The following is a 26,884-nucleotide window of genomic DNA, read 5'->3' as shown; positions in this document are numbered from 1 at the left end:
AAGACTCTTATTCTACTCCGTTACGCAGCATCTGCCTATACCAAGGGTCAAATGTCTCACTTCGTTTCGTTTCAAAATACCAATTCTCTTGCTCAATAAGGACGCTTATTTGACCGCCATTCCCCGTATCCAGCCATTTCGCATTGGCGTTCTCGTACGCTAGAACCACGTTATTTGCAGGCATTCCCCACTGATTCCCTTTTGCCAGAGATGCGATCGCCAGTTTTGGTGCAATCGCTTCAACAAACTTGGGATTAGAAGAGCTCTTACTTCCGTGATGCGGGACAATCACAACATCACTTTTTAACTGATCGGGGTTTCTCACCAAGATCCATTCACTAACGGCTTCAATATCGCCCGTTAATAGCAACTTAAAATCCGTTTTGGTATCGACGACACGAATCACGCATGAATGTGGGTTATATGCACGTTTAACCAACTTCGGCGGCCAAAGAACTTCAAATTCTAGCGCTTGCCATTTCCATCGCTCCCCCGCAATACAAGGTTGGTAGTTAGCGTAGTTTTGGCTACTAAACTTACGAACTGGGGCGAAGTGCCTTTCGATATATGCACGTCCTCCAGCATGATCTGAGTCGGCGTGACTGACGACAAACATGTCGATAGAACCGAACCCTCTGCGATACAAGATAGGAGCAATAACTTGTTCAGCAATACTTCCATAAGCCCATGTTTTACCCGTGTCATATAAAAGCACTTCACCGTCTTTTTCTAGGAGCACTGCAAGTCCATGCCCAACATCTAACACATCAATACGCCAACCATCGGATTTTCGTTCATACCACAACGCCAGACTTGTGATGACCAAGAACAAAACGCCTGAGGTTTCTCGATTTAAAAATCGCATCGAAAGCACACAAACGCCCAATGCCAGCACCCACAACGTTGCCTGTGAGCTAAGAGATTGCCAACTCCCCAAAGCAAATGGCAAAGACCAAGTAAGGGGTACAAGCATCCAATCTAACCACTGCCACAGCATGTTCGCCAAGTGCACTGAAAACGGGGTAATGATAAGTGCAACAAACATCAGTGGAACGACAACAAAACCGAACCAAGGGATAAAAATGAGGTTATATAAAATAGAGGAGAGGCTCGTCCCGGCAAAAAACAACCCACTAATCGGAATGATCAACACAGTGAGTACTAACTGAATTTTGAATAAGGTACCCAGTTTCCTAATCCAATTGCCACGGCTATGTTGTACACAATTCACTGCAAATAAAACGGCGATAACAGAGAGATAAGACAGCCAAAAGCTCATAGTGAGTGCAGAAAACGGCTCGATGCACAACTGTATTGCTACAGCAAGGAGCAGCACGCGCCAAGCGCTCCAATAAATCAAAGCAGACTTTAATAACAAGTAAATCAAACATACTGAAAAAGCTCGAGTCGTAGGCAAAGAGAAGTCTGCTAACCATGAATACAAAAAAGCAGTAGCAAGCCCAAACAAGGAAGGTAAAAAGACAAATTTTGGCAAAGCGTACCTAACAACAACCCCAAAGCTCATACCAAAAGCAAACGCCATTCCTATATGTAAACCCGAAATCGAAACCAAATGCAGTAAGCCACTATCACGTAGGAGTTGCCAGTCATATCGAGACAGAAGCGTACGGTCACTAAACGCCAAAGCACGAATAAGAGCGAAATGTTCAAGCTGAACAATGTGCTTATGAACGACGGCGATAATTTGCGTTCTTAATGATGATCGCTCACGAATAAGCCACGCAGAATCCTTTGAAACCGTCGCCCTTGCGACAATGCCCTTTCCTACTGCCTGCTTTTCGGCGTCATGACCTGCTTCATTTAAAAGCCCAAAGATGGGTTTAATTGTCACTTCGGTAGTGAACTCACTGTTAACTGCGAGTGGGAAAGGCGTTATCAACCGGATTTTCGGTTTAAAAAAAGGTAACAAGTTTTGAGAATTCACCTGATGGACACGCGCAATTCCTTCATATCCGTGACTTATTTGCGTAAAAGGGCTGTCAACTTTGCCATTTATGGTAATATTCACCCCTGCTTGAAACAGGGCTTGTCTTTGATGCTCCATAACATTGCCGTGGATAATGACAACCATAAAGCCCGAAATTACGCCTATGCTCAATAAGCCACGTCGTAATTTTATTATTGAGCCAGTGGCAATTATTCCCAGCAGCAACCAACGCCAATCTGGTATCGTCGGCCACCATGCAGACGAAATAACGCTCGCTACAAATAAAGCCAAGGTCAAACTTTTTTCTAAGAGAGTCATGTCGTCCTATGCCTAGAAAGCTGATAAAACGCTTCATGCCAGATCATGAAATGATCAAACGCCAAAAAGCACTGAAGGTCTTCGGCAACGTTTTATATAACCCAAACTTGTGGTGTTTAAATCGTCGCTCTGCGTCTGGCGCTTTTGCTGTTGGTCTGTTTATGGCGTTTGTCCCGCTTCCGAGTCAGATGATCATGGCGGCAGGTCTTGCCATCATGCTTGGTGTTAACTTGCCTCTATCAGTCGCACTTGTCTGGATCAGTAACCCCATTACCATGCCAGTGCTGTTCTACTTTGCTTACAAGCTTGGTGCCTTGGTCATGCATGTACCACCACAACCATTCCACTTTGAATTGTCGTGGGAATTCATCATGCAGCAAATGAACACCATAGGGCCTCCGTTCTTACTTGGCTGCGCGATCTGTGGCGTAGTGTCAGCAATCATTGGTTATTTCGGTATTCGTGGTCTTTGGCGTTATTCAGTAGTGAGAAGCTGGCAAAAGCGTAAAGTACGATAAGCGCTTATTCACCAGTTGGCAGGTTATGACGCGTTGAATGGAAAACAGTTAACGTTAGAAATGAAAGGTGATGTAACTCAAGTATGAAACGCATCGAGCCAATTAGAGATAGCAACGATATAGATAAAAAGGACCGATAATAATCGGTCCTTTTTTTGTTGTCTGTTATTTGCGAACTGTTCGCTGAGCTTTGTAGATTACTTGGAACTCAATACCGCCGCTGGATTAAGTTTCGCTGCACGGGAGGCTGGGTACCATGTTGCCAACAAACTCAAGATAATCGCCGTAATGGAAACCAAAGCAACATCTGGCCAATGCAATTGCGATGGTAAGAAGTCGACAAAGTAGATATCCCCCGAAAGAAATTGGTGACCAATTAAGGCTTCCAACCCCTTAATAATCGGTGTGAGGTTGAGAGCGACAAGAACACCAACGACACTACCCGCAAGACTACCAAATACGCCCGAGAATACGCCTTGCCAAACGAAGATACGCTTAATCAAACTGTCTTTTGCACCCATAGTACGAAGAATCGCAATCTCAGCCGCGCGATCTTTAACCGCCATCATCAATGTCGAGACAATATTGAAACACGCGACACCAATCACTAGCACCATTACCAGGTACATAATGGTACGAACAAGTTGGATATCACGGTACAAAAAGCCAAATTGTTGTTGCCAGCTTTTTAGGTAAACATAAACATCAATTCGGCTACCGACTTCACGTACAATTGATGGTGCATTCAACACATCATCCGTCTTCAGCGAAATACCTGTAACGCCATCACCTAAGCGGGCATAGGCTTGAGCATCCTTGAGTGGTACTAGCGCTAATGAATGATCGATTTGACCGTTAAGCGTTAAAAAACCAGCGACTTTGACTCGGACTCGCTTTGGGGCTTGTACCTTATTCGTACTGCCTGATTGCGGGATCATTAAAGTAATATAGTCACCAACATCGACCTTTAACTCATTGGCGACACCACGCCCAAGAATCACTTGCTGTTGACCTGAGTAAAAATTTTGCCACGCCTGTGGGTCAATAAAGTCAGACATACTAGAAACAGCTTGCTCAAAAGCTGGATCCACACCGCGAACTTCTATTGCTTTTAGCTTACTGCCCTTTTCTGCTAACCCCGTAAACCGAACATAAGGTGCGGCAGCAACCACATGCTCATGACTTAGGGCTTGCTTCATGGTTTTGGTATAGTTGTGCAGTGGACCATTTACCCCCTCTAACTCACCATGTGGAATCACAGAAAGCACACGAGACTGTAACTCTCGTTCAAAGCCATTCATCGCAGATAAGCCAATGATGATGACTGCTACGCCAACCGCAATACCGATGGTGGAGGAAAGAGAAATGAACGATACCATCTTGTTACGCTTTTTAGCGCGACTGAAACGTCCACCAATCATCAATGCTAAAGATGAAAACAAAATTAGCCCTCCACGGTTGCTGTGTCTGTGGTAAAACGATCCACCAGCAAACCATCTTGCATATGCATTTGGCGATCCATTTTCGCGGCCAGCTCGTTATCATGAGTGACCACTAAGAAAGCAATATTCGACTCCTGATTTAACTCACGCATTAAGTCGTAAATCGCTAGCGCCGTATTGTGATCTAAGTTACCAGTCGGCTCATCTGCTAAAACCAAGTCAGGCTTATTGACCAAAGCTCGTGCGATAGCCACACGTTGGCGCTCACCACCAGAAAGTTCTGACGGACGATGATCCATTCGATGTCCCAACCCCACCTTCTCCAGAAGGGCTTTTGCTTCCGCTTTCGCATCTGCAACTTTCGCCCCACCAATCAACAGTGGCATTGCAACATTTTCAACCGCTGTGAAATCAGCCAGCAGATGATGGAATTGATACACAAAGCCAAGATGCTTATTGCGCAATGCAGCTTGTTTGTTGGAGCTCAAAGCAGACAGGTTCTGTCCCAGAAAATCCACTTCTCCTTGAGATGCATCGTCTAATGCTCCAAGGATGTGGAGCAACGTACTCTTACCCGAGCCTGATGAACCGACAATAGACACTAACTCGCCTTTATCAATATCAAAACTTACACCTTTGAGCACTTCAGTATCTAACGAACCCTCTCGGTAGACTTTACGAATATCACGACATTCTAATAGCTTATTCATAGCGAAGTGCCTCAGCAGGTTTAACAGAAGATGCTCGGAAAGACGGGTAAACAGTTGCAGCTAGACTCAGAGCAATCGCCAGCACTACCACCAGTAAAATTTGGAATGAATCAATCACGATAGGTAAGTGACCACCGAAGCTAAATAGTGCCACTCCCGCCGCTTCAAGAATTGCATTGAGGTTAAGTGATAAAGCAACGCCCATTGCACCACCAACAATGGCACCAATCACACCACTGCTTGCGCCTTGAACCATGAAAATCGCCATCACTTGAGATTGAGTCATACCTTGTGTTTTAAGAATCGCGACTTCAGATTGCTTCTCCATCACCACCATGATCAAAGCGGAAATAATGTTAAACGCAGCAACACCAACGATCAGCCCAAGCATCAAGCCCATCATATTCTTTTCCATTTTGACGGCTTGGAAAAGCTCACCACGTTGTTCTCGCCAATCACTCCATTGCCAGCCATCAGGCATTGGCTGATCAGCAAAATCAGTCACCATAAAAGGGTCTGAGAAGAACACACGCCAGCCAGAGACTGTATCTTTCGGTAAACGCATCAGCTTTGCCGCATCAGTCATATTAACAATCATAAGCTGACCATCGACATCTGAGCCCGTATTGAAGATGCCAGCTACCGTGAAATTACGTTGGCTCGGAATTCGACCCAGTGGGGTAAATTGGGTGGCATTGGTGACCATCAAACGGACTTTATCGCCCATCGACACTTTCAATGAGCGCGCCAAGCTGTGACCAAGGAATACTTTGTACTCACCTGCTTGAAGAGAAGATAAACGTCCTGCGATAAGGTGGTTAGAAATCGGGTCGCCAAGTTTGGGCTCTATACCAATTAAATAACCAGCTGTCAGTTGTGCAGAGCTTTGAATAACAGCCTCACCACGAACAATAGGTTCTGGTTTTGCTATGGTCGACATATCTTGAATGAACTTAGGAGCAGCTTCACTGAGAGGCGTTTTACTATCGTGTTGCGAAATCACAGCATGAGGAAGCACTCCTAAAATGCGCTCTTTCAACTGGGCTTCAAAACCGTTCATTACGGAAAGCACCGTCACTAACGCCATCACGCCAATTGTGATACCGGCTGTCGACATATAAGAAACAAATCGGCTAAATCGGTCTCCGGAGCGTCCCCGAAGGTACCGTAAGCCAATAAACAAAGAAATAGGATGATACATATAGGACAAACCAACTGGTTATCTAGTTATGAAGCCATTACTTAGCTAGTTAATACGGGTTATCTTACCTTACTCTTACAATGAAGAAGACAAGATAATCGCTAAATTTGTCAACGACATGCAATAAGTCCCCATTTACAGCAAAAAGTTCAGCCAGAGAAACGGGGAAACTTGATAACTTAACCTGATTAGCGATAATCAACCCCCTATCCTACTCATTCCTAAATGAAATGAGAGCGCTCGATGGCAGAAAAGGACCGAATTATGACAGAGCAAGAATATTTTACCGTACACCACAATCTGACTATCAACGTCGAAACGCTAGGGACGGACTTTGCTCTGCCAGATGAAGAGACTTTCCAATCCGAAATTCCAGCGCCTTTTATTGTCGCAAGTGAATTTAGCCATTTAGATATGTTAGCTGATAACGCGAGATTGGAGCTGCAAAACAAAGAGTTAAAACACGTCATCCATTTGCTGGATACTCAAAACTCTAAACTCAACTTACTGCTCAGCTTTATGCTCTCGCAACAAGATGACATTGCACTCCGTTTCCAGACTACGCAATTCGGCGCAAGCCAACTGAGCTACCGTAGCGATTCTGCCGTAGAAAAAGACCAACTGGTTCGTGTGAAGCTCTTCTTAGATCATCCTGCTGCAGCAATTTACTGCTACGCTCAGGTAGTAGAGTGCGAATCTGCCGAGCAAGGCTATGTAGTCACACTAAAGTACAAGTTACTTCGAGAAGCTGACCAAGATTTATTGATTAAAGCCGCACTATACCAACAACAAAAACTACTCCGTCAGCGCTCATTAGAGCGAGATAACAAATAATTACCATGACAAAAGCAACGATTCTGTCCGTCACCAATCCGTCTGAGCGTGGCGATAAAAAACAGCTTGGCAACTTACCGGGAGCGGCATTGCCGATGGCGATTGCCGAGCTAGCAAAACAACACTCAAGCCACTCTCTGCTAGTGGTACCAGACCCGCAAATCGCACTCAAACTGCAAGCAGAAATTGAGCAATTTACCGACCAACCGGTAAGCCTATTCCCTGATTGGGAGACGCTGCCATACGACAACTTTTCTCCACACCAAGAGATCATCTCAGATCGTATTGCCCGCTTATATCAATTGCCAAACCAAAATCGTGGTGTGACCATTGTGCCAGTGAGCACGGTATTACAACGCCAGTCCCCGCGTGATTTCTTACTTCAGCACACCTTGATGGTGAAAACGGGCGACCAATTCTCGCTGGAAAAACTGCGTGTGCAACTAGAGAACTCTGGCTACCGTCACGTTGATCAAGTGTTTGGTCCGGGTGAATATGCAAGCCGAGGTTCGATCCTAGATTTGTTCCCAATGGGCAGTTCAGATCCATATCGCATTGATTTCTTTGATGACGAGATCGACACCATTCGCACATTTGATCCAGAAAACCAACGTTCGATCGAAGACATTCAGCAAATCCAGCTTCTGCCTGCGCATGAATTTCCGACGACGAAAGCGGCTATTGAAGATTTCCGTACTCGTTTGCGCTCTCAGTTTGAAGCTCGCCGCGAGCCTGAATCAATTTACATGCAAGTCACCAAAGGCACTTGGCCAGCGGGCATTGAATATTGGCAGCCACTGTTTTTCGATCATACAGAAACGCTTTTCGATTATTTACCCGATGACTCTCAACTGATCACCTACGGCGATATTGAAGCCGCAGTCGATACCTTCTTGAATGACGTTGACTACCGCTACGATCAAAAGAAAATCGATCCACTGCGTCCGTTGTTAGCACCACATGAATTGTGGCTGAAGAAAGATGAGCTATTCACTCACTTCAAACAACTACCGCAAGCTCATCTGAGCCTAGAGAAAATCGTTAAACGTGCAGGTCGCCAGAATCTCGCCGTTCAATCTCTAGCCGAGCTTGGTGTTCAACAGCAGAACAAAGAGCCGTTAGCACGTTTACGCCAATTCAGTGAACAGTTTGCGGGTAAAATCGTTTTCTCTGTCGAGTCAGAAGGTCGCCGTGAAGCATTAACAGAGCTACTGCAAGGCATTAAAGTGCGCCCAGTAGTCTATGGTTCACTATATCAAGCGCTGGACTCTGACGATCGTTTCAGCCTAATCCTAGGTGCTGCGGAACATGGTTTTATTCATGAAGAGCTAAATTTCACGCTGATCTGCGAAAGCGATCTGCTTGGCGATCGCGTTATCCAACGTCGCCGTAAAGACAAAAAAGCGGTCAACAGTGACACCGTCATACGCCACCTAGCTGAACTTAAGCCGGGTCAGCCTGTTGTGCACATCGATCACGGTATCGGCCGCTACATAGGCCTACAAACTCTCGAAGCTGGCGGTATGAAAACGGAATACGTAACACTTGAGTATCAAAATGATGCCAAGCTTTACGTACCCGTATCTTCACTGAACTTGATTAGCCGCTACTCTGGCGGAGCTGAAGAAAGTGCACCGCTGCATAAACTAGGCGGTGAAGCATGGGCAAAAGCTCGCCGTAAAGCTGCAGAGAAAGTTCGTGACGTTGCAGCAGAGCTTCTGGATGTTTATGCCAAGCGAGAGCTAAAACCGGGCTATAAATTTGAGCTCGACCGCGGTCAATACGCAACTTTCAAAGCAACTTTCCCGTTTGAGGAGACCGACGATCAGTCAATGGCAATTAATGCGGTCTTGTCTGACATGTGCCAAGCAAAAGCCATGGACCGCCTAGTTTGTGGTGACGTTGGTTTTGGTAAAACAGAAGTCGCAATGCGCGCTGCATTTGTTGCCACAGACAACAGTAAGCAAGTGGCAGTCTTAGTACCAACCACTCTGCTTGCACAGCAACACTTTGAAAACTTCCGCGACCGCTTTGCTAACTTGCCAATTCGCGTAGAAGTCCTGTCGCGCTTTAAATCGGCAAAAGAGCAAAAAGTGATTCTCCAAGATGTCGCTGATGGCAAAGTTGATATTGTCGTTGGTACTCACAAGTTGCTATCAAGCGATATTAAGTTCAAAGATCTTGGCTTGTTGATTGTTGATGAAGAACACCGATTTGGTGTGCGTCAAAAAGAAAAAGTGAAAGCAATGCGTGCCGATGTCGACATCTTAACGCTTACCGCAACACCAATTCCGCGCACATTAAACATGGCAATGAGTGGCATGCGCGATTTGTCGATCATCGCAACACCACCAGCACGCCGCTTGGCGATTAAGACCTTCGTACGTCAACGCGAAGACTCCGTGGTACGCGAAGCAGTACTCCGTGAAATCATGCGTGGTGGTCAAGTTTACTTCCTACATAACCAAGTCGAAACGATTGAAAAAACCGCCGAAGATTTGCAAAAGCTGATTCCGGAAGCGCGAGTTACCGTTGCACATGGTCAGATGCGTGAACGCGAGCTCGAGCGCATCATGAATGATTTCTATCATCAGCGCTTCAACTTACTCGTATGTACTACGATCATAGAAACAGGTATTGACGTACCAACCGCCAACACCATCATCATGGACCGAGCAGATAACCTAGGTCTCGCGCAGTTGCACCAGCTTCGTGGTCGTGTTGGTCGTTCGCACCACCAAGCGTACGCTTACCTGTTGACGCCACATCCAAAAGCAATAACGAAAGATGCAATTAAGCGTCTTGATGCAATTGCGTCACTGGAAGACCTTGGTGCTGGCTTCACTCTTGCTACCCACGATCTTGAAATCCGCGGGGCTGGTGAGTTACTGGGTGACGAACAAAGTGGTCAAATTCAATCGGTTGGTTTTACACTATATATGGAAATGCTTGAACAAGCCGTTGAAGCCTTAAAAGAGGGCAAAGAGCCTTCACTGGATGATCTACTTCGAGAACAAACTGAAATCGAAATGCGCATTCCAGCTCTTTTGCCAGATGACTACATACCAGACGTCAACACTCGCCTATCTATGTACAAACGAATCGCGAGCGTGACAGATAAAGAAGGGCTATCAGAATTAAAAGTGGAACTGATTGATCGTTTCGGCTTGCTACCTGATGCAACGAAGAACTTACTGTCTGTCTCTGAGCTAAAAATTGCTGCTGCATGTCTCAAAGCTAAGAAAATTGAAGCTCATGACAAAGGTGGTTTCATCGAGTTTTACCCTGATGCTGACATAAACCCAGCATATTTAGTTAAACTCCTGCAATCACAGCCGCAAAAATTTGCAATGGAAGGTCCAACTAAGTTCAAGTTTAGCGTACCATTGACGGACCGACGTAAACGCATTCAGTTTGTTCAAGACTTACTGAATGATTTTAAACAGAATTTATTACCAACGAGCTAATAGTCGAATGAGAATACTGATCCCATTATTACTTCTTTGTGTCTCAATGCCATCATGGGCTGCGCGTCAATTTGATATTGAAGTAATTATTTTCAAGCGAGCAGTCGACGCTGAAAGTACCAGTGAATCATGGCCAAACAAACTGCCAACTATCGAAATGAGTAACGTCGGCAGCTTACAAAGCGATTCTTACCGTCAATCAAAAGGCGTCACCCTGCTTCCTCGTTCTTCTTACAGATTGAACGCTCAAGAAGCAGCACTTAACAACCATGCAGGCTTTAAAGTATTGAAGCACGTAGCGTGGCGTCAAGGTGACCGTGGTAAAGCAAGTGCACCAGTTTTCCGCATTGTTGGCGGGCGTGATTTTTCAGGATCATATAATCCAGATGGCAGCTCAATCACTGGCAATGCACATTCCTTAGCGACCGATGGCTATAGCGAAGAAAGCGTTAAAGGTCCACTTTATGAGTTAGATGGCAAATTACAAATCTACGTTCAGCACTATTTGTTTGCCGAGACAACGATGGACTTACGTGAACCGAGTGTTCGGGAGGTTCACATTGAATCGCAACCTTCAGAACAATTGTCTGAAGAATTTGGCGAAGTCGATGGTAACGTGCAAGTCGGTAACTTAGCAGAAGTCTCTCCGACTGTGACTGAAGAGACATTCTTGAAGAGCTTCCGAATGGATCAGAAGCGTCGTATGCGCAGTGGCGAAACCCACTACTTAGATAACCCATTAATGGGGATGATCATTCAAGTTCGTCGAGTACAATAAAACACAGTACCAACAACAAAGCGCAGCACTTGCTGCGCTTTGTTTTATTTGAAATCTAACATGGAAGTTGTATGAGTCCAGATTTTGAAATCATAACCCCTCGTTTGGCTCTCAGATTAATCCCATCTGAGGAAGCCCATATTCTACAACGCATACTGGCAGAGTCCCCTTCCCTACACCAATGGTTAGATTGGTGTGATGAAAATGTCTCACTAAGAGATGCGCAAGATTTCTTGCTCGCTACGCGACTGAACTGGGTAAAAACAGAAGCGTTTGGTTTTGGCATTTATGAACGAAGTAGCGATAACCTTGTTGGTATGGCTGCTGTCAATGAGCTTTATCATACCTTCAATATGGCAAGCATTGGCTATTGGGTTGCGGACCGTTATCAACGCAAAGGTTACGCTCAAGAGGCAATCCGCGCGCTTGCCGAGTTCTGCTTCGCTAAACTCAATTTGACTCGCGTAGAAATCGTCTGTGATTTAGATAACACAGCCAGTCAGGCTTTAATTGAGTCTGTTGGTGCACAGAAAGAAGCGATTGCCAGAAACCGATTTATCTTTCATGGGAAGCCAAAAGATGGGGTCGTTTATTCACTGTTACCCAATGACTTGGAATGAAAAAAGCCACCGACATGCGGTGGCTTTTCTTCTATTTATTATTTGATTCTCTCGCCAAATCTTCAACAAAGAACCAAAAATTCAAATTAGTGCAGTTTCAAGTTTGGACGCAATACGCGGTTGATACGACCAACCAGCATCATCAAACCCGTTTTAATCACACCGTGTAGCGCCATTTGGTGCATACGGTACAGTGAAATGTAAACTACGCGTGCGATGCGACCTTCAACCATCATAGAGCCTTTGGTTAAGTTACCCATCAAGCTACCAACGGTTGAGAAGCGGCTTAGAGACACTAGAGAGCCGTGGTCTTTGTATTCGTATGCTTTAAGCTCGCGACCATTAAGCTTAGCCACAATGTTAGTGAACGCTTGACTTGCCATTTGGTGCGCAGCCTGAGCTCGTGGCGGCACAAATGAGCCATCAGGCTGGGTACATTGAGCCAAGTCGCCGATAACGAAGATGTCGTCATCACGAGTGGTTTGCAACGTGTTTTTCACGACTAATTGGTTAATACGGTTCGTTTCTAGACCGGCAATATCTTTGATGAAATCAGGCGCTTTGATACCCGCAGCCCATACCATGATTTGTGCAGGGATTTTCTCACCATCTTTGGTAGTCAAACCGTCTTTGTCCGCTTGTGTCACCATGGTCGCAGTACGCACGTTTACACCTAGCTTAACCAACTCTTGATGCGCTGCAGAAGAGATACGTGGTGGAAGCGCAGGCAGAATGCGCTCACCTGCTTCAACTAGGTTTACATTTAGTTTGCTAGAGTCAAGATCGCCGAAACCATACGTACGTAATTCTTTTACTGCGTTGTGAAGCTCTGCCGATAATTCAACACCAGTTGCACCCGCACCAACGATCGCGATATCTACCGTACCGTTACCGTTTTTTGCATGCAGTTTTAAGAATTCATTATTCATTTCACTACGGAAACGGTGCGCCTGTTCAGGGCTGTCGAGGAAGATACAGTTTTCACGAACCCCAGGCGTATTGAAGTCGTTTGACGTAGAGCCAATTGCCATAACCAGAATATCGTATTCCAGTTCACGGCTTGGCATCAGAAGTTCACCATGTTCGTCTTTTAGTTCACTTAGAATGATCACTTTACGTTCACGGTCAATGTCTTGAAGGCTACCCATTTGGAAATCGAAGCAATGGTTTTTGGCATGAGCACGGTAGCTCAATGCATCCACACCTTCGTCTAATGAGCCTGTTGCCACTTCGTGCAACAGTGGTTTCCACAAGTGGCTCGCTTTACGGTCTACCAGTGTAATTTGCGCACGGTTCTTACGACCCAGAGTGCGGCCCAGTTTGGTAGCCAACTCAAGGCCACCAGCACCGCCGCCTACAACGATAATGCGTGTCACAATGTTATCCTCTACAAAAATGAATATATGGGTTCAGCTCGACGTAGACTCACAGTTACGCTGCGGTCATACATCCAACCGATGAATTCTTTGGTCTCTAGAGGTGAGCTCACTTTTTGGATAAATCCCGATGCCATCATGTTATTGCCTACTCTTGTTTTCGGCTTATGGTCCATCGGGTTATTCGCCTGAAACACACGATCTCAGACAAAAAATGGGCAAGTTTCTTACTCGCTCTCAATTTTTTTTGATATTTATCAAATTATTTTTACCAAGTTCATTATATAGAGCAATCCTTTGATGGCAACAAAAATCCTTACTCTGGATACGGATTGACTACTTTTCATCTGCTTGACGGTAACGTTTTCGTGCCACAAAAGGTTAAATCGATAAATCAAGCCGATAAATCGATACAAAATGTAAAATTTGGCAGAATCAGTGCGATAGAGTCAAAACCAATAGATACAAAAACAGCACTTCTTGAAGTGCTGTTTAAAGGTAGTTAAATTTTTATCTATTGGGCAATTTATGCGTTCTTAAATGCCTTCATCGCTTGCAGATGATGAGAGATTTTCTTGAACTTGTGCGTTTGGTTCTCATCCCAAATAATCTGATAATGCTTGTCCAACTCTGCCGCAGTTTTCGAATTGTCATGTATTTCATCTTCTTTGGATAAAATCACTAAACAACGATCTTGGTTTTTGGTTCGGAATTGCTCGACACATTTGGTCGCGATATCTTCATATTCTTCGGGACGATCAATGCGACCTGCCATCGTTTTCTCTGGATGCAGGTTTGGGTTGAACATCACCTGCTTAATGCCGCAAAGAAAACCGATACGCTCTGACCAATATGCGCCAAGACCAACACCACAGATAAGTGGGGCTGGGTCGTTCGCTTGGTCGATGACCTTAGACACTTCCTTCAACAAGTGCTGCATATCGTGCTTAGGATGAAGTGTGCTGTAATTGATGAAACGAACGTCATCATCGATGAATTGCAATTGAAGAACTTTTTCGTGGTTACCTGGGCTTGTACTATCAAAGCCGTGCAAGTAAATAATCATGTGTACCTCTCCCTGTGACTTGCTGGTACTTCACTTTAAACTACCACTATTTCCTTATGGTTAAAGAGGAAAAAGTCATGAGTTATCAAAACAGTGATCTTCCATACATAATAAGTCTTTAAACTCATTCGCACTGTCTAAGTATTGTTCATCATCCCACAATTTGTAGGCGATCAAATACCATAACATCGCCATCATAATGGTCCTTGGCATCCACGCACGTACGCCTTCCAGCCACAGAGACACATCATCAATTTGACGAATCTCGCAATACTGAGCAACACCCTGCTCAATTGGTACATCGGCAAGCTGCAAAATCAAAGTGAGGTCTAATCTTGGATCAGATAAAGCGGCGTATTCCCAGTCTATGACCTTCACCCCCTCTTCACCACGAACCAAGTTATAACAACCAAGATCGAAGTGGCACAGTGCAACGGGAACTTGTTCAACACTCGGTTCCGACCGCCATTTTCGATACAAGGTTTCAAACTCTGTACCAATGTACTTACCACCTAGCTCTAACCAGTAGTGATCAATTCGTGACAAGTAAGAGAAAGGAACCAAAGGAATCGCCGTCGACGGATATTCATGAATAGCAGCAGCGATTGGCAATAATTCATCAATATCGATACCAGGCTTAGTCAATGTCTCACCCGGAACCCACTCCACTAGCAAACCTTGCTCATGAACAAAGACAGGTTTAGGTCCGAGGTTAAGCGGGGCGATTGCATTGAGCACTTGATATTCGTTATGGCGAGATATAGCAAAGGTCTTGCATACGTTACTGGTTGGTCGCCAGACATACGCAAGACCCTCTGAAGATTCCAACCGCCAACAACGATTGGTAAGTCCACCAGTGACGGTTTGAACCTTCACTGGTGGTGAAGTAAAGAAGCCATCAAGAGTATTTAAACTCGGATCTAACTGTTTCGCTTGTTGCCAAGAAAACCACGCCATGAATGACTTCTCCACTCAAGGTCATATGACCAACAAGAATCAATTAAAGACCAAATAGGCTCTTAGATTGCTCTTTACGGATTTCTGTTTCATCCGCCCATTCAATCAGACCTGTTTCTAGATCCATTAGGCGCATCGTCATTTTGTAGTAAACGTCTTTGTCACTGCCTGCATTTTTCACGATGCTAGAAAGGTTGCCGTAAAGCATGTATTGCGCACCGACCATTTTACCGAATTGGATAGCTGTGCTTTGGTTCACTAGCTCGTCAGTGTTTTGGAAGTTAAGTTGCTCACGAACAGATTCCACACGATCCATGTCTACAAAACGGAACTTACCAGAGTTCAGCATCTTAGTAGAGATAGTGTCAGTAATAGATTCAGTATCGATGTGCTCACTTGTTTTGTTCTTGATGCGCTCAACAAACACGATAGGACGTTGGTCACGAGTAATTGCTGCCACTGAACCTGACATCATCATGCTGTCGACCATTTCGCCAGCAATTTTTTGTAGATCCGTCGAGCCGAAATCAATCGTTGTTGTTTCTGTCGCTTGCGCATCACCGTAAGAGACCTTATTTGAACAACCACCCAGAATGACGGCAAGACCTAAAAGAGCAATAATACTTTTTTTCATGAGAGTTCCTTAGTTTGTGTTTCATACCAAGGTGCCTCCACCTTGGCAAAGCAGCATAGCCGCCGAAATTGTGTTACTCGAGTTGAGTTAGTTATCATCTGCTTCGCGAATTTGTACGCGAAATTGTGTTCCGTTTGGGTTCACCGTCACTTCAGACAGAGTCACCTGTTCGAATCCACGCACAATCATTTTGCGCCACGGACCAGGTTTAGTGTTCACTTCCAGACCAGTATTGTCATACCAATAAAAGCGATAAAGAATGTGCTGGTCACCTTTGTAGTTACTGCTTAACTGCACGACACCTCGTGGGCGATCATCCACGTAAGTCGTTGTGATGTTGTCAACTAACAAACGGCTACCCAAAACATTGTCATTAAAAAACACCTTTTGAGTTTGACCATCAATTCGGATACCTGCGGTGTTGTCAGCACACCCGGCTAAACCAATGATCACCGCTAAGCCTATAAGCCATGCTCTCATTACAACCTCCCTAGTTGTTTATGCCACACTGTTGAGTGCGAACCCTGACGGGACACCCAAACCAACGTGGTTTGTTGTGCTGGCACGTCAAATTGATACACCTGATCACCTAAGTTAAGACTCTGCTTGCCCGACTTCACCACTTTCGAAGCCGTTTTCACCGTCCCCGGGAGCGTCTGCCAACTTCTGGTATCAGGTTGTTCAGTTAATGTATTCCAAACATTGAAAAGAATGTTGCCGACGTCATCGCCTTTCTTCGCTGCTTCTTTTCTAATTCGGTCTTTTGCCCAAACACGAATTGCCTGACGAATAACAATCGTCGTTAAACGTTCGTTCAAATCGTTTTGAGCCATCGAGTTAACATCGACTAAAGTGCTCGATGGTAATTTGCTGCCATTCAATGCCACATCGCCAAAACGCTGCGTTCCGCTTTTTGGGTAATAAGGTAATGCGAGCGAATAAATTGCACCATCACCTCGGCTGTCATATATAGGCAAATCTATACGCCAACCTTGTAATGCTTCTACAACACCTTGTTCGTCGATCACGATCACGCGACCTTGAGACTTACTCAACCCTGAAGGTGCTTTACCATAACGTTTTTCAAGTAAACGTAAGTCTTCACGCATGCCGAGCTTTTTTGCGGCATACATGGTGCTTTCAATCACTTGCTTATTGTTTGGCATCACCGCAAGGGCACGACGGTAGTCTACATACGCACTATTCAAATCTCGTGACGCTTCATATAAAAGACCCGACAGATAGAACAAGTAGCCATTTTGTACTGAACTTAGCTTTTTACCCGCATCTGGGTAGTTTGCAAGCACGCTACCTAGGTTCGCCGACATGCCTTGACTCTTAAGATCCTTCTCTGCGCGTTTTAGTTCCTTTTCACGTGCTTTCTTCGCTGCTTCTTGCACTTGGTTAGCACGGCGCATTTCTACCAGCGCACCTTCGAGATCATTCTTTTGCAAATAGTTTAAACCTAAGTACAAATGCAAAAAGCCGAGCTCATAATCGGCAGGCTGATATTCATTTAGATTGTCGTTAACGGCAAGAGAACCAACGCTGGTTGCTGTTTCCGTAACAGAAATGGTTGCACGATCTTGTTGTTTACGAACTGCACGATCGCTTTCTTCTAATGAGTTCAAGCTGGTAGGGTAATCCTCAGCAAGAAACGAAATTCTTCCTTGTTCGAAGTTTCCAAGGATTTCGCCACCTACATCACTTGATTGCAGTTGTTCAGCTTTGGCGTATTCACCAGCAACCACCGCTTGGTAGACTTCTTTATTTTGGTCGCTGTAATGACTGAACAGATTGCCAGCGGATAAGTTCGCACATCCCGTAGCAAGCAGGACCCAGCTCATCAATCCGAATAGCTTCACACCATGTTTCACATTTATCTCCACAAATGTGTCGTTCACAGAAATATACCCAAGTAATTTCAAAATATTGGCTGAGCCAAACATCCCGAAGTGCTTGGGTATAAAGAAGTGGATGAACTGCTTCATCCACTTCTAATAGATTAGCTCAATACCATTGGACCTAAAGGACGACCGCCCACTAGATGCATATGAATATGATAGACTTCCTGACCGCCATGTGAGTTACAGTTTACAATCAAACGGTAACCGTCTTCTGCAATGCCTTCTTCTTTAGCGAGCTTTTTCGCAACCGTGAACATGCGCCCCATCATCGCTTCATCTTCGGCTTCCACGTCATTAGTTGTCGGGATCAGCTTATTTGGAATGATAAGAATGTGGCTTGGTGCACGCGGATTAATATCACGAAACGCCGTTACTAAATCATCTTGGTAAAGGACATCTGCTGGGATTTCTTTGCGAATAATTTTGCTAAAGATGGTTTCTTCCGCCATGGGTACTCCATTTTATAAGGTGTGTAACCTATTTAGTATGCGCTAAGCCAAAAGCGAGCTCAATAAAAAACAGTGTTCACTTAACATTATCAATATAAGCCGTTACGTTGAAGCTTTTTTTGTCGTGTCCGTCATAAAACGAGCGTCTCAAACTCAATACAATCCAATGAATTTTGTTACTTTTTTAAGACATTTCTTATTTATCTTGTCTATTTTTGGGAGAGGAAGCTCACTTATGCGAGGTTCAGTTATTAAACGGATGTATGCAGGCTTCGCGCTAATCATCGTCCTGTTTGCGGTCACGATTGCCATTATGATGGGGGGCATGAATGATATTCACGGTAAGTTTGAGACAGTATCCAAGTCTTCATTACCACTTGTTTCACTATCTAACCAGACCAGTGTGGAACTGCTTTCCGCAGATAAATCTTTTAAGGATTTCCTGACCACAGAGAATAAACAACGCATGGATGAAATGCGTCAGGAATTTGCTAAATCTCAACAGCGCTTTGAAGGGACATTGAGTCAACTTGAAATCGCGAGTCAAATCTACCCTTCTCTTGCCGAACCATTTTCTCAACTTAAAGAACTTGAGCAGAGCTACTTTACCGAAGCAAAAGAAGCCATGGACAACTATGAAGCGATGTTCTCAGCACAAGAAGAAGTGCAAAAATCATCGCGTCGTTTCCAAAAGCTCAACACAGAGCTTTCTGTTGGTCTTAAAGAATACGTCGCAGATCAATCCAGCATCTCAGTGAAAGTGATGGCAAAAAGCTACTTCATTAAATTAAAAGATGCTGAAGTTATTACCTCGGATGCGCTGGCAAGTACCAACCCAGAATTCGTAACTCAAGCGGTAGCAAAAAACCGTAAAGCAGTCACGCACCTAAACTACGCGTTCCGTGGACTTGTGACACAACTGCCTGAGCTGCAAAAAGCCTTCGGCGAATCCGTTGAGCAGTTTACTCGCGACGTAGGTATGCGTGGCGGAGTATTGGATCAACACAACAGTTACTTATCGGCTCGATCTGCGTTGTACAATAACATTGCTAACCTAGCGACAAAAGTAGACTCTAGCATGGCAATTCTTGAACAATTCACCACAACCGCAACCGACAAGCTGAACGAGTCTCTCGCTGACGCTGGGGACATCTACTCAGCGGGCGTGACTAAAGCGATTGTCATTGCTGTTATTGTGGTTCTCTTTGCAACAGCGATCGGCTACCACATCGCGCAAAGTGTTCGTGAACCACTAACTCGCATCTTAAAAGCGTTGGAAGGTCTTACAGAAGGCGATATGACGCAACGTATCGACAACCGTTACAACAACGAATTCAGCCGTGTGAGCGGTCACATCAATACGCTCGCGGATAGCTTGCACAACATCCTTGTGAAACTAAACGATGCATCAGACAACTTAGCAACAACCGCATCAACCAACGAGCAAACTTCTTCACAAGCACAAACACAATTGAATTCTCAACGTGAGCAAACCGCTAATGTGGCGACAGCAATGACTGAGATGTCTCACTCAGTACAAGAAGTCGCGCAGAGTGCACAAGGCTCGCTAGAGATGGTACAACGTGTTGAGACAGCGTCTGACCAAGGACGCAACGTGATGAACAGCAATATCTCGACCATCAACCAACTTGAGACACGTTTAAATGAATCAGTGTCTGCAGTTTCTGAATTGCAGAAAATGAGTGGGCAAATTGGCTCGATTCTGGATGTAATTCGTAACATTGCTGAACAAACCAACCTACTCGCACTGAATGCCGCCATTGAGGCAGCACGTGCTGGCGAGCAAGGTCGTGGTTTTGCAGTTGTTGCCGATGAAGTTCGAGTGTTAGCTTCCAAGACGACACAATCGACAACTGAGATTGAGTCAATGATCAGTAACCTACAAACCAGTTCACAAACCGCGAGTCAGGTGATTCAAAGTTGTATGAGTGATATGGAAATGTCGGTGGAACAAGCATCAAAAGCAAACAGTTCAATGGAAGAAATCCAAGCACTGATCATCGAAATCAGCCAAATGAGCACGCATATATCTCAGGCGGCAGCTGAGCAGAGCGAGACTTCTGCCGATATTGCACGCAGCATTGAAGACATCAATAGCATTGCAGACCAAAGCTATCACGCGATGTCTAGCATTGCGCAAACCAGCGAATCAATGACGCAACTTGCGCATCAGCAAAATGAACTGGTTCATCGATTTAAGCTATAAAATCGAACGCGACAAGTAGCGGATTTATTGCAACCAACTGTATAAGGGTGACTTTTTATTAAAGTCACCCTTGTTTTTTATGAGCCTTGTCTACATATGGTTATTATGGCTTGCTCATCCCTTTTCTTTTCTCTTTTCGAGCAAGCCAAATAAGAAGGAAAACCTATGGCTGTTCATGTTGGTATTATCGACCAAGATCCAGTGAGATTAGTCACTCCTCTTTTGGATAATCGCACTGTAAGTACACATATCGTCTTCATCGGCGACAAAAGCCAATCCGATATGTACGAGCGACTGAGCGCAGTATTAGAGCAGCGAGAAATTACTTCCGAATTCTTTGAAATTCCTTCTGCAGTAAACACTTCTCTGATCAAACAATCTGTCCACAAATTGGCAAAAGACCTCCACGACCGAGGCGAAGAAGTTAAACTCAATGCAAGCTGTGGTCTTCGTCACCGTCTGCTTTCCGTGTACGAAGTCTTCCGTACTTATCGCTGGCCAATCTTCGTTGTAGAGCCAAACAGTGACAAATTATGCTGGCTTTACCCAGATGGCAAAGAAGACACGCAAGTAGAAGACCACATTACGATTTCTGACTACCTTACAATTTTCGGTGCGCGCGGTGAATTCCACCACGTAGACCTTCCTCCTCAACTTGATCAAAAGCTGTATGAACTTGGCGAGCGCTGGGCGTCTAACGCGTTAGAGCTTGGTCCTGGTCTTGCTACACTAAACTACCTTGCAACAACGTGTCGTAAAGAGCAAAAGCTAGATGTTGAGCTTTCTGAGAAACAACAAGGCTACCGTGAACTGAACATGTTGTTGACCGACTTGGTCGAAGCGCAAATCGCCACTTACGAAAACGGCGTACTGACGTTTGCTGACGAAGATGCACGCCGCTTCTCAAATGGTGAGTGGTTAGAAACTCTGGTTCACAGTACCGTTAAACAAATTCAAGACACCATGCCGACCATTCAAGACCGTTCGTTGAACGTGCAGGTTTATCGCAAACTCGGTGAAAGTGAAGTTCGTAATGAGCTTGACGTGGCAACGGTGGTGAACAACAAGCTTCACATCATCGAATGTAAAACCAAAGGCATGCGTGACGATGGCGATGACACGCTCTACAAACTTGAATCGCTGCGTGATCTTCTTGGCGGTCTACAAGCAAGAGCGATGTTGGTGAGCTTCCGCCCACTGCGCCATAATGACATCACTCGTGCAGAAGATTTAGGTTTGGCACTGATCGGTCCTGATGAACTCAAAGATCTCAAAACTCACCTTTCTGCATGGTTTGAAGCCGCTGGCGGTTCTGACGAAATCTAGTTTTTAACCTCCAATCAAAAAACAGAAAAGCAGCCCTCTCGGCTGCTTTTTTTTATTGCGTCAGGTTTAAAGTTGTTGCACCCAAACAAAACGAACAGATAGAAAAAACCAGAGGCGAACCTCTGGTTTTTCCCGTTTGTTTAAATGCCAACTAATGTTGTACTTAAAGCATCTTACGAGCGGCTTCTACTACAACTTTAATTGAGCGAGCTTCCGTTTCTTTCAGAGTTGAATGATCTGGAATCTCTTTTTGTGTACGGTTGATGATTACACCCGCCACACAACCTGCTTTCAGGCCAGAACTTGCACACATGGTTAGCAATGTTGCTGACTCCATTTCGAAGTTCAGAACGCCCATGTCTTGCCACTCTTGCATAGAACCTTGGAAACGCTTAACAACACGACCAGAGAAAGTATCGTAACGCTCTTGACCTGGGTAGAAAGTGTCACTTGAAGCAGTCACACCCATATGAACTGTTGCACCAGACTCTTCAACTGCAGCTTTCATTGCTGTTGCGATTTCGAAATCTGCTACTGCTGGGAACTCCATTGGAGCAAAGTGTAGGCTCGCGCCATCTAGACGAACAGAACCTGTCGTAACGATCATGTCACCTACGTTTACGTGTGGTTGGATTGCGCCAGTAGTACCAACACGTAGGAAAGTACGAACACCAAGTTGCGCTAGCTCTTCTACTGCAATAGAAGTAGATGGACCACCGATACCTGTAGAACAAACCACAACAGGTTTACCGTCTAGCTCCGCACGGTATAGCGTGTATTCACGGTGACTTGCTAGAAATACTGGGTTTTCCATTTCTTCTGCGATTTTTTGTACGCGTGCTGGATCGCCTGGAATGATTGCTAGAGTAGCACCATTAAGATCAGCTTCAGTAACACCTAAATGGAATACAGCTTGAGACATAAGTCGCTCCTTGTTGTGGCTTATTTTGTAAACAATAAGCTCATTAATAAGTTGTTGGGTACAGATGCACTGTAGCGAACCTTTTACCAACATTGAGTGATCGCAATCACAATGAAACAATGTAATAAATCTACACTTTCAAATAAAAACGGTTTGGATCACACTTTACAGACCAAAAGATCATTTCATTGCATAGTAATCAGTGATTCACCAAACGAAACCATCACTAAGACCATCTCGATTAACAGATATAAAAAAGCCTGAGACGTCTCCGCCTCAGGCTAATTCTTAATACACGTTTATGATTATTTTACTTGCTTAGTTTCAAAGCGTAATAGTCTTAGAGCGTTCAAAGTCACCAAGGCAGTAGCCCCGCTGTCGGCTAATACCGCAACCCATAACCCAGTAATACCGAGTAAGCTTGTCACCAAGAACACGCCTTTCAAGCCTAAAGCCAACGCTACGTTCTGACGAATATTATTGAGCGTCGCACGTGATAGCTCAATCATCGCAGGCAATTCAACCAAGCGGTTGTGAGTCAGGGCCGCATCTGCGGTTTCTAGCGCAACATCCGTACCACCACCCATGGCGATACCGATGCTGGATGCTTTCATCGCCGGTGCATCGTTAATACCATCTCCGACCATCGCGACAGTGTGTTGCGCTGATATCTCTTCCACATAGTGCACTTTATCCGCTGGTAACAGACTGGCTTTGTAATCAAGACCAATCTGGTTAGCAATAGCTTCTGCACTACGTGGGTTATCACCGGTTAACATGACTGATGAAATACCAAGTTTCTTCAGTGCAGCAACCGCTTGCTGGGCGTCTTGGCGAAGCGTGTCTTGCCATGCGATCAAACCAATGACTTCATGATCATGACGAGCAATAACGACCGTTTTACCCTGCCCTTCTAACTCAACCACTTGTTGCTCAACCTGTTGCGAGATTGGGAAGTCTGCTTTCGATGGTGCGATGACTTGAACCAACTTCCCTTCAACCACACCTGTCACACCAGAACCAACCTGCGCAGTTTTATCTGCCGCTTCAGGAATATTGATGCCTTGCTCTTGCGCTTTACTTACCAGCGATAACGCTAGTGGGTGACTTGAGCCAATCTCAATCGACGCCGTTAAGCTTAATAGCTGCTCTTCTGTTACATCGAATGGAACCACGTCAGTCACTTGCGGTTTACCTTGTGTCAAAGTACCTGTTTTGTCGAACGCGACAGATTCAACACGTCCCAACAGTTCCAACGCTGCACCGCCTTTGATCAAGGCACCTCGTTTTGCTGCCGCGGCTAAACCTGAGGTAATCGCTGCAGGAGTAGAGATAACCAAAGCACATGGACATGCGATCAATAACAATGCTAAACCGCGGTATACCCATGTCTCCCAAGGTTGTGCAAACAGCAATGGCGGTGTGATGATGACTAATAGAGAGACAAGCATCATCAGCGGTGTGTACCAACGACTGAATTTATCTAGGAAGCGTTCAAGCGGTGCTTTGCGTGACTCTGCTTCTTCAATCAAATGCAGAATACGGTCGATCGCGTTTTCACCTTGGCGAGACGTCACTTTCACTTGCACGACTTTGTCGACAACCACGGCACCCGCCATGATTTTTCCACCTTCAGCATGTTCAACTGGAACGGATTCACCGGTTAGTGCGCTCTCATCAAAGCTTGCTGCTTGGGTCATAAGTAGACCGTCAGCAGGCATACGACCACCAGGAGCGACTTCAATAATGTCACCTGGCTGAAGCTGTGACGCTGGCACTTCTTGACGTTCGCCGTCCACAATTAGTGTCGTATTTTCAGGCACTAAGTCCATCAATGCCTGAACACCACTGCGAGCACGAGATGATGCGTATGCTTCTAACTTTTCACCAATAAGGAAAAGCAATAGCACCATCGCTGCTTCAGCAGTTTCGCCAAGGTAAAGTGCACCTAATGCTGCGACACTCATTAATGTTTCAATCGCAAACGGAGTGCCACTACGAGCCAATTTCACCGCTTTCATTGCAACCGGATACAAACCAAGCAAACAGGTTAAGGTAAACAGCCAAGTACTTAACGTTGGGTTGAAATCAGAAATGATGCCAGCAAACGCCATTGCACCTGCGATCGATAGGATTTGTACATTGTCTTTAACAATGCCTAACCAACCTTTCTTTTCTGCTTTTGGCTTTGGTGCATCGGTAGAAGTTAATGGAAAACCAGTTTGTTGAGAGACCTGCTCAATTACAGCCGCGACGGCACGGTTATCAAAATCGACGACCAATTTTTCGGTTGCGAATAGTACTTTAGCGTTGGTAACCCCTTCTACAGAGGTAATCGCCTTCTCTAACTTTTGGGCACAAGAAGGACAGTCCATACCAGACACTAACCAGCTATGACGAATGGAGGATTCGAGGGGTTCGGCAGGACCTTCGTCTTCGGCAGACTCTGAGCTACAACCGCCGCTACTGCAGCAAGAGCCTTCTGAGCCGACCACGCTCGCTTGCGTGATATTGAGAGTTGGTTTTGCCGGTGCGCAGCAAGAGTCGTTTGCACCTACCGCCACCGCAGATTTGATTTTGCCAGATTGGCAACCTTGATGTTTTGTACACATAATTCACTTTCCTTATTGGTGATGAGTCTCTTTCTGCCACTAAGGATAAACCTTGGAGCTAGCTCCAAGGTCAAGAACAATATGATGAATTAAGCAAAATTACGCTTTTTCTTCTTCCAAAGCCGTTGCGACTTCGTCGATCAATACCGCGTCATGCGAACAGAAAGGCTGAGTGTTAACACAAGTAATCGCAGGGTCATCTTCAATAATGTCTTCCCCAAAGTTCTGCATCAGATCTTTGATGTGCTTGTTCAGTACTACCAGTGCAAGTAAACCAAATACAATCGTACCCACCGCTTGTCCATATAGCACACCAAGTGCGCCATACCATTGAGCCCCAAAGTACACAAATGGTAATGTACCAATTGTCGCTTTACCCAAATTCAATGCAGTTGAATAAAGCGGTTTACCAAGGTTGTTAAACGAGGTATTCGCAACAAATAAAGTGCCATTGAATACAAATGTGATAGCAACGTAAGTGCAGAACGCGACAACAATAATCGCGGCATCCCCCGTCAAACTAAACATAGCGACGATGTAATCTTGCAAAACATAAAGCAAGGCACAAACACCCAGCGTGTAAATAGTGGTAACCAACAAAGAGTCTGTCAGTGTTCGCTTCACGCGGTCCATTCGCTCCGCGCCAAAGTTCTGCCCAATGATAGGACCAACCGCACCAGACAATGCAAAAATCACAGCAAAACACACTGGTGTTAAACGCCCTATCACCGCAAAGCCTGCGACAAAGTCCTCACCGAATTGAGCAATATGTGTCGTTACAATCGCGTTGCCAATTGGCGTTGCGGTATTAGTGATGATTGCTGGAATGGCAATCGCCAAAATCGGCTTAAGGTTATTTTTGAAGATATCGAATGTTGGAAAGGACACCAACTGATGCACTTTCACCAGCGGATAAAGGGAGAATGCCAATACCGTAAAACGAGCAATCACCGAGGCCGCCGCCGCACCTTCCACGTTCCATTTGAAGACAAAGATAAAGAGAGGATCAAGAATCGCGTTAACGATACCACCAGCCAACGTGGCCCACATCGAGCGTTTAGCATCACCAGCAGCACGCAAACCTGCACCGGCTGACATACCTAATGCCAAAATTGGCGCACTTGGTAGAAGAATGTTGAGATACGCTTCAGCACGCTCCGCTGCAACTCCTTCCGCACCAATGGCTGCGAGTAATTCGGGAATGTGGATGAACATACCAATGGTAATGACCAAGCTGATCATAAAAGCCACCAGCATGATGCTACCACTGGTCAACTTCGCTCGTTCGAAATCCTTTGCACCGATCGCTTTGGAAACTAAAGCGCCCATCGCTATCGAGGTACCTATCGATGCTGAAGTTGAGAAGAAAATTAATGTTCCCGCGAAACCAACCGCCGCAGCCAACTCGACCTGCCCCAACATACTGATGAACAACATATCAAGCAAATCGACGACAAACAGCGCCATTAAACCCACGGAACCCGCTCCGGACATCACCAGAATGTGGCGCATGGTTGAACCTTGGACAAACTTTGCGTCTTGCGTAGACATATTCTTCCTCAACGACAAAAA

Annotated in this window: 21 protein-coding genes; 7 read left to right on the top strand and 14 right to left on the bottom strand. The window is 45.2% G+C overall.

Features of this window, described 5'->3' with window-relative positions:
• Positions 1 to 7 precede the first annotated feature (7 nt).
• Positions 8 to 2,266 carry a DNA internalization-related competence protein ComEC/Rec2 gene (locus tag NL647_RS11250; RefSeq protein ID WP_050902261.1) on the bottom strand — a complete coding sequence of 753 codons (2,259 nt, stop codon included), beginning with the start codon at positions 2,264 to 2,266 and terminating at the stop codon, positions 8 to 10.
• Positions 2,267 to 2,274: 8 nt separating this feature from the next.
• Here NL647_RS11250 and NL647_RS11245 point away from each other — a divergent pair, with 8 nt between their 5' ends.
• Positions 2,275 to 2,784 (top strand): DUF2062 domain-containing protein, encoded by a 510-nt coding sequence (locus tag NL647_RS11245; RefSeq protein ID WP_005446692.1) that lies wholly within the window; start codon positions 2,275 to 2,277, stop codon positions 2,782 to 2,784.
• 197 nt (positions 2,785 to 2,981) lie between these two features.
• Here NL647_RS11245 and lolE read toward each other — a convergent pair whose 3' ends face one another.
• Genes lolE through lolC form a run of 3 tightly spaced genes read right to left on the bottom strand, consistent with a single transcriptional unit; the run spans position 2,982 to position 6,137 of the window.
• Positions 2,982 to 4,226: a lipoprotein-releasing ABC transporter permease subunit LolE gene (lolE, locus tag NL647_RS11240; RefSeq protein WP_009698315.1), complete on the bottom strand. Its 1,245-nt coding sequence runs from the start codon at positions 4,224 to 4,226 to the stop codon at positions 2,982 to 2,984.
• A gap of 2 nt (positions 4,227 to 4,228) precedes the next feature.
• The gene (gene lolD / locus NL647_RS11235) at positions 4,229 to 4,936 is read right to left on the bottom strand and encodes a lipoprotein-releasing ABC transporter ATP-binding protein LolD (protein ID WP_029790268.1); all 708 of its coding nucleotides are present in this window, start codon (positions 4,934 to 4,936) and stop codon (positions 4,229 to 4,231) included.
• On the bottom strand, positions 4,929 to 6,137 hold the full coding sequence (lolC, locus tag NL647_RS11230; RefSeq protein ID WP_026000130.1) for a lipoprotein-releasing ABC transporter permease subunit LolC: 1,209 nt from the start codon (positions 6,135 to 6,137) through the stop codon (positions 4,929 to 4,931). Before lolC ends, lolD begins: the two co-directional genes overlap by 8 nt.
• 264 nt (positions 6,138 to 6,401) lie before the next feature.
• On the opposite strand from lolC, the gene NL647_RS11225 reads away from it, so the two are divergent.
• The 4 genes from NL647_RS11225 to NL647_RS11210 all read left to right on the top strand — a co-directional run bounded on the left by NL647_RS11225 (position 6,402) and on the right by NL647_RS11210 (position 11,836).
• Entirely contained in the window at positions 6,402 to 6,971 is a 570-nt protein-coding gene (locus NL647_RS11225) for a PilZ domain-containing protein (protein WP_009698318.1), read from the top strand.
• Positions 6,972 to 6,976: 5 nt separating this feature from the next.
• Entirely contained in the window at positions 6,977 to 10,438 is a 3,462-nt protein-coding gene (gene mfd, locus NL647_RS11220) for a transcription-repair coupling factor (RefSeq protein WP_253650156.1), read from the top strand.
• Between the two features lie 7 nt (positions 10,439 to 10,445).
• Positions 10,446 to 11,216 (top strand): peptidoglycan binding protein CsiV, encoded by a 771-nt coding sequence (locus tag NL647_RS11215; RefSeq protein WP_074050253.1) that lies wholly within the window; start codon positions 10,446 to 10,448, stop codon positions 11,214 to 11,216.
• Positions 11,217 to 11,287: 71 nt separating this feature from the next.
• Positions 11,288 to 11,836 carry a GNAT family N-acetyltransferase gene (locus NL647_RS11210; RefSeq protein WP_005446680.1) on the top strand — a complete coding sequence of 183 codons (549 nt, stop codon included), beginning with the start codon at positions 11,288 to 11,290 and terminating at the stop codon, positions 11,834 to 11,836.
• Positions 11,837 to 11,922: 86 nt separating this feature from the next.
• On the opposite strand, the gene NL647_RS11205 is transcribed toward NL647_RS11210, so the two are convergent.
• From NL647_RS11205 to hinT, 7 genes are all read right to left on the bottom strand, one after another.
• Positions 11,923 to 13,212 (bottom strand): NAD(P)/FAD-dependent oxidoreductase, encoded by a 1,290-nt coding sequence (locus tag NL647_RS11205; RefSeq protein WP_005446679.1) that lies wholly within the window; start codon positions 13,210 to 13,212, stop codon positions 11,923 to 11,925.
• Between the two features lie 526 nt (positions 13,213 to 13,738).
• Positions 13,739 to 14,278: an alpha/beta hydrolase YcfP gene (gene ycfP / locus NL647_RS11200; protein ID WP_005446677.1), complete on the bottom strand. Its 540-nt coding sequence runs from the start codon at positions 14,276 to 14,278 to the stop codon at positions 13,739 to 13,741.
• Positions 14,279 to 14,353: 75 nt separating this feature from the next.
• Positions 14,354 to 15,235: a thiamine kinase gene (gene thiK / locus NL647_RS11195; protein ID WP_050908772.1), complete on the bottom strand. Its 882-nt coding sequence runs from the start codon at positions 15,233 to 15,235 to the stop codon at positions 14,354 to 14,356.
• A gap of 43 nt (positions 15,236 to 15,278) precedes the next feature.
• Positions 15,279 to 15,869: a penicillin-binding protein activator LpoB gene (gene lpoB / locus NL647_RS11190; protein WP_005431666.1), complete on the bottom strand. Its 591-nt coding sequence runs from the start codon at positions 15,867 to 15,869 to the stop codon at positions 15,279 to 15,281.
• Between the two features lie 87 nt (positions 15,870 to 15,956).
• The gene (locus NL647_RS11185; RefSeq protein WP_005446667.1) at positions 15,957 to 16,349 is read right to left on the bottom strand and encodes a YcfL family protein; all 393 of its coding nucleotides are present in this window, start codon (positions 16,347 to 16,349) and stop codon (positions 15,957 to 15,959) included.
• Positions 16,349 to 17,746 (bottom strand): COG3014 family protein, encoded by a 1,398-nt coding sequence (locus NL647_RS11180; RefSeq protein WP_101960924.1) that lies wholly within the window; start codon positions 17,744 to 17,746, stop codon positions 16,349 to 16,351. The genes NL647_RS11185 and NL647_RS11180 overlap by 1 nt, the downstream gene beginning before the upstream one ends.
• Before the next feature lie 128 nt (positions 17,747 to 17,874).
• The gene (hinT, locus tag NL647_RS11175) at positions 17,875 to 18,225 is read right to left on the bottom strand and encodes a purine nucleoside phosphoramidase (RefSeq protein ID WP_005446662.1); all 351 of its coding nucleotides are present in this window, start codon (positions 18,223 to 18,225) and stop codon (positions 17,875 to 17,877) included.
• Positions 18,226 to 18,460: 235 nt separating this feature from the next.
• On the opposite strand from hinT, the gene NL647_RS11170 reads away from it, so the two are divergent.
• Together NL647_RS11170 and NL647_RS11165 are read left to right on the top strand one after the other, a co-directional pair.
• Positions 18,461 to 20,452, top strand: coding sequence for a methyl-accepting chemotaxis protein (locus tag NL647_RS11170; protein ID WP_005446660.1), 1,992 nt, complete (start codon positions 18,461 to 18,463; stop codon positions 20,450 to 20,452).
• A 165-nt stretch (positions 20,453 to 20,617) separates the two neighbouring features.
• Positions 20,618 to 21,778 carry a DUF1887 family protein gene (locus NL647_RS11165; protein WP_005437515.1) on the top strand — a complete coding sequence of 387 codons (1,161 nt, stop codon included), beginning with the start codon at positions 20,618 to 20,620 and terminating at the stop codon, positions 21,776 to 21,778.
• A 163-nt stretch (positions 21,779 to 21,941) separates the two neighbouring features.
• Here the strand turns inward: NL647_RS11165 and udp are convergent, their stop codons facing one another.
• The 3 genes from udp to NL647_RS11150 all read right to left on the bottom strand — a co-directional run bounded on the left by udp (position 21,942) and on the right by NL647_RS11150 (position 26,863).
• A complete protein-coding gene (gene udp / locus NL647_RS11160) occupies positions 21,942 to 22,700 on the bottom strand; it encodes a uridine phosphorylase (protein WP_005437517.1) in 759 nt (252 codons plus the stop codon).
• A gap of 305 nt (positions 22,701 to 23,005) precedes the next feature.
• Entirely contained in the window at positions 23,006 to 25,312 is a 2,307-nt protein-coding gene (locus NL647_RS11155) for a zinc/cadmium/mercury/lead-transporting ATPase (RefSeq protein WP_017188339.1), read from the bottom strand.
• 99 nt (positions 25,313 to 25,411) lie between these two features.
• Positions 25,412 to 26,863, bottom strand: a complete 1,452-nt coding sequence (locus tag NL647_RS11150; RefSeq protein WP_005446645.1) for an MATE family efflux transporter — start codon at positions 26,861 to 26,863, stop codon at positions 25,412 to 25,414.
• Positions 26,864 to 26,884: the final 21 nt, after the last annotated feature.

The sequence above is a fragment of the Vibrio sp. Y29_XK_CS5 genome (genome assembly GCF_024181835.1).
Taxonomy (GTDB): Bacteria; Pseudomonadota; Gammaproteobacteria; order Enterobacterales; family Vibrionaceae; genus Vibrio; species Vibrio harveyi.
The sequence above is the reverse complement of the archived record's forward strand: the minus strand, read 5'-3'. Positions and strand labels throughout refer to the sequence as shown.

Bases quoted from the DNA above. Each gene is read 5' to 3' on its own strand.
- NL647_RS11250 (WP_050902261.1), bottom strand. From the start codon at position 2,266: ATGACTCTCTTAGAAAAAAGTTTGACCTTGGCTTTATTTGTAGCGAGC.
- NL647_RS11245 (WP_005446692.1), top strand. From the start codon at position 2,275: ATGCCTAGAAAGCTGATAAAACGCTTCATGCCAGATCATGAAATGATC.
- lolD (WP_029790268.1), bottom strand. From the start codon at position 4,936: ATGAATAAGCTATTAGAATGTCGTGATATTCGTAAAGTCTACCGAGAG.
- lolC (WP_026000130.1), bottom strand. From the start codon at position 6,137: ATGTATCATCCTATTTCTTTGTTTATTGGCTTACGGTACCTTCGGGGA.
- NL647_RS11225 (WP_009698318.1), top strand. From the start codon at position 6,402: ATGACAGAGCAAGAATATTTTACCGTACACCACAATCTGACTATCAAC.
- mfd (WP_253650156.1), top strand. From the start codon at position 6,977: ATGACAAAAGCAACGATTCTGTCCGTCACCAATCCGTCTGAGCGTGGC.
- NL647_RS11215 (WP_074050253.1), top strand. From the start codon at position 10,446: ATGAGAATACTGATCCCATTATTACTTCTTTGTGTCTCAATGCCATCA.
- NL647_RS11210 (WP_005446680.1), top strand. From the start codon at position 11,288: ATGAGTCCAGATTTTGAAATCATAACCCCTCGTTTGGCTCTCAGATTA.
- ycfP (WP_005446677.1), bottom strand. From the start codon at position 14,278: ATGATTATTTACTTGCACGGCTTTGATAGTACAAGCCCAGGTAACCAC.
- thiK (WP_050908772.1), bottom strand. From the start codon at position 15,235: ATGGCGTGGTTTTCTTGGCAACAAGCGAAACAGTTAGATCCGAGTTTA.
- lpoB (WP_005431666.1), bottom strand. From the start codon at position 15,869: ATGAAAAAAAGTATTATTGCTCTTTTAGGTCTTGCCGTCATTCTGGGT.
- NL647_RS11185 (WP_005446667.1), bottom strand. From the start codon at position 16,349: ATGAGAGCATGGCTTATAGGCTTAGCGGTGATCATTGGTTTAGCCGGG.
- hinT (WP_005446662.1), bottom strand. From the start codon at position 18,225: ATGGCGGAAGAAACCATCTTTAGCAAAATTATTCGCAAAGAAATCCCA.
- NL647_RS11170 (WP_005446660.1), top strand. From the start codon at position 18,461: ATGCGAGGTTCAGTTATTAAACGGATGTATGCAGGCTTCGCGCTAATC.
- NL647_RS11165 (WP_005437515.1), top strand. From the start codon at position 20,618: ATGGCTGTTCATGTTGGTATTATCGACCAAGATCCAGTGAGATTAGTC.
- udp (WP_005437517.1), bottom strand. From the start codon at position 22,700: ATGTCTCAAGCTGTATTCCATTTAGGTGTTACTGAAGCTGATCTTAAT.
- NL647_RS11155 (WP_017188339.1), bottom strand. From the start codon at position 25,312: ATGTGTACAAAACATCAAGGTTGCCAATCTGGCAAAATCAAATCTGCG.
- NL647_RS11150 (WP_005446645.1), bottom strand. From the start codon at position 26,863: ATGTCTACGCAAGACGCAAAGTTTGTCCAAGGTTCAACCATGCGCCAC.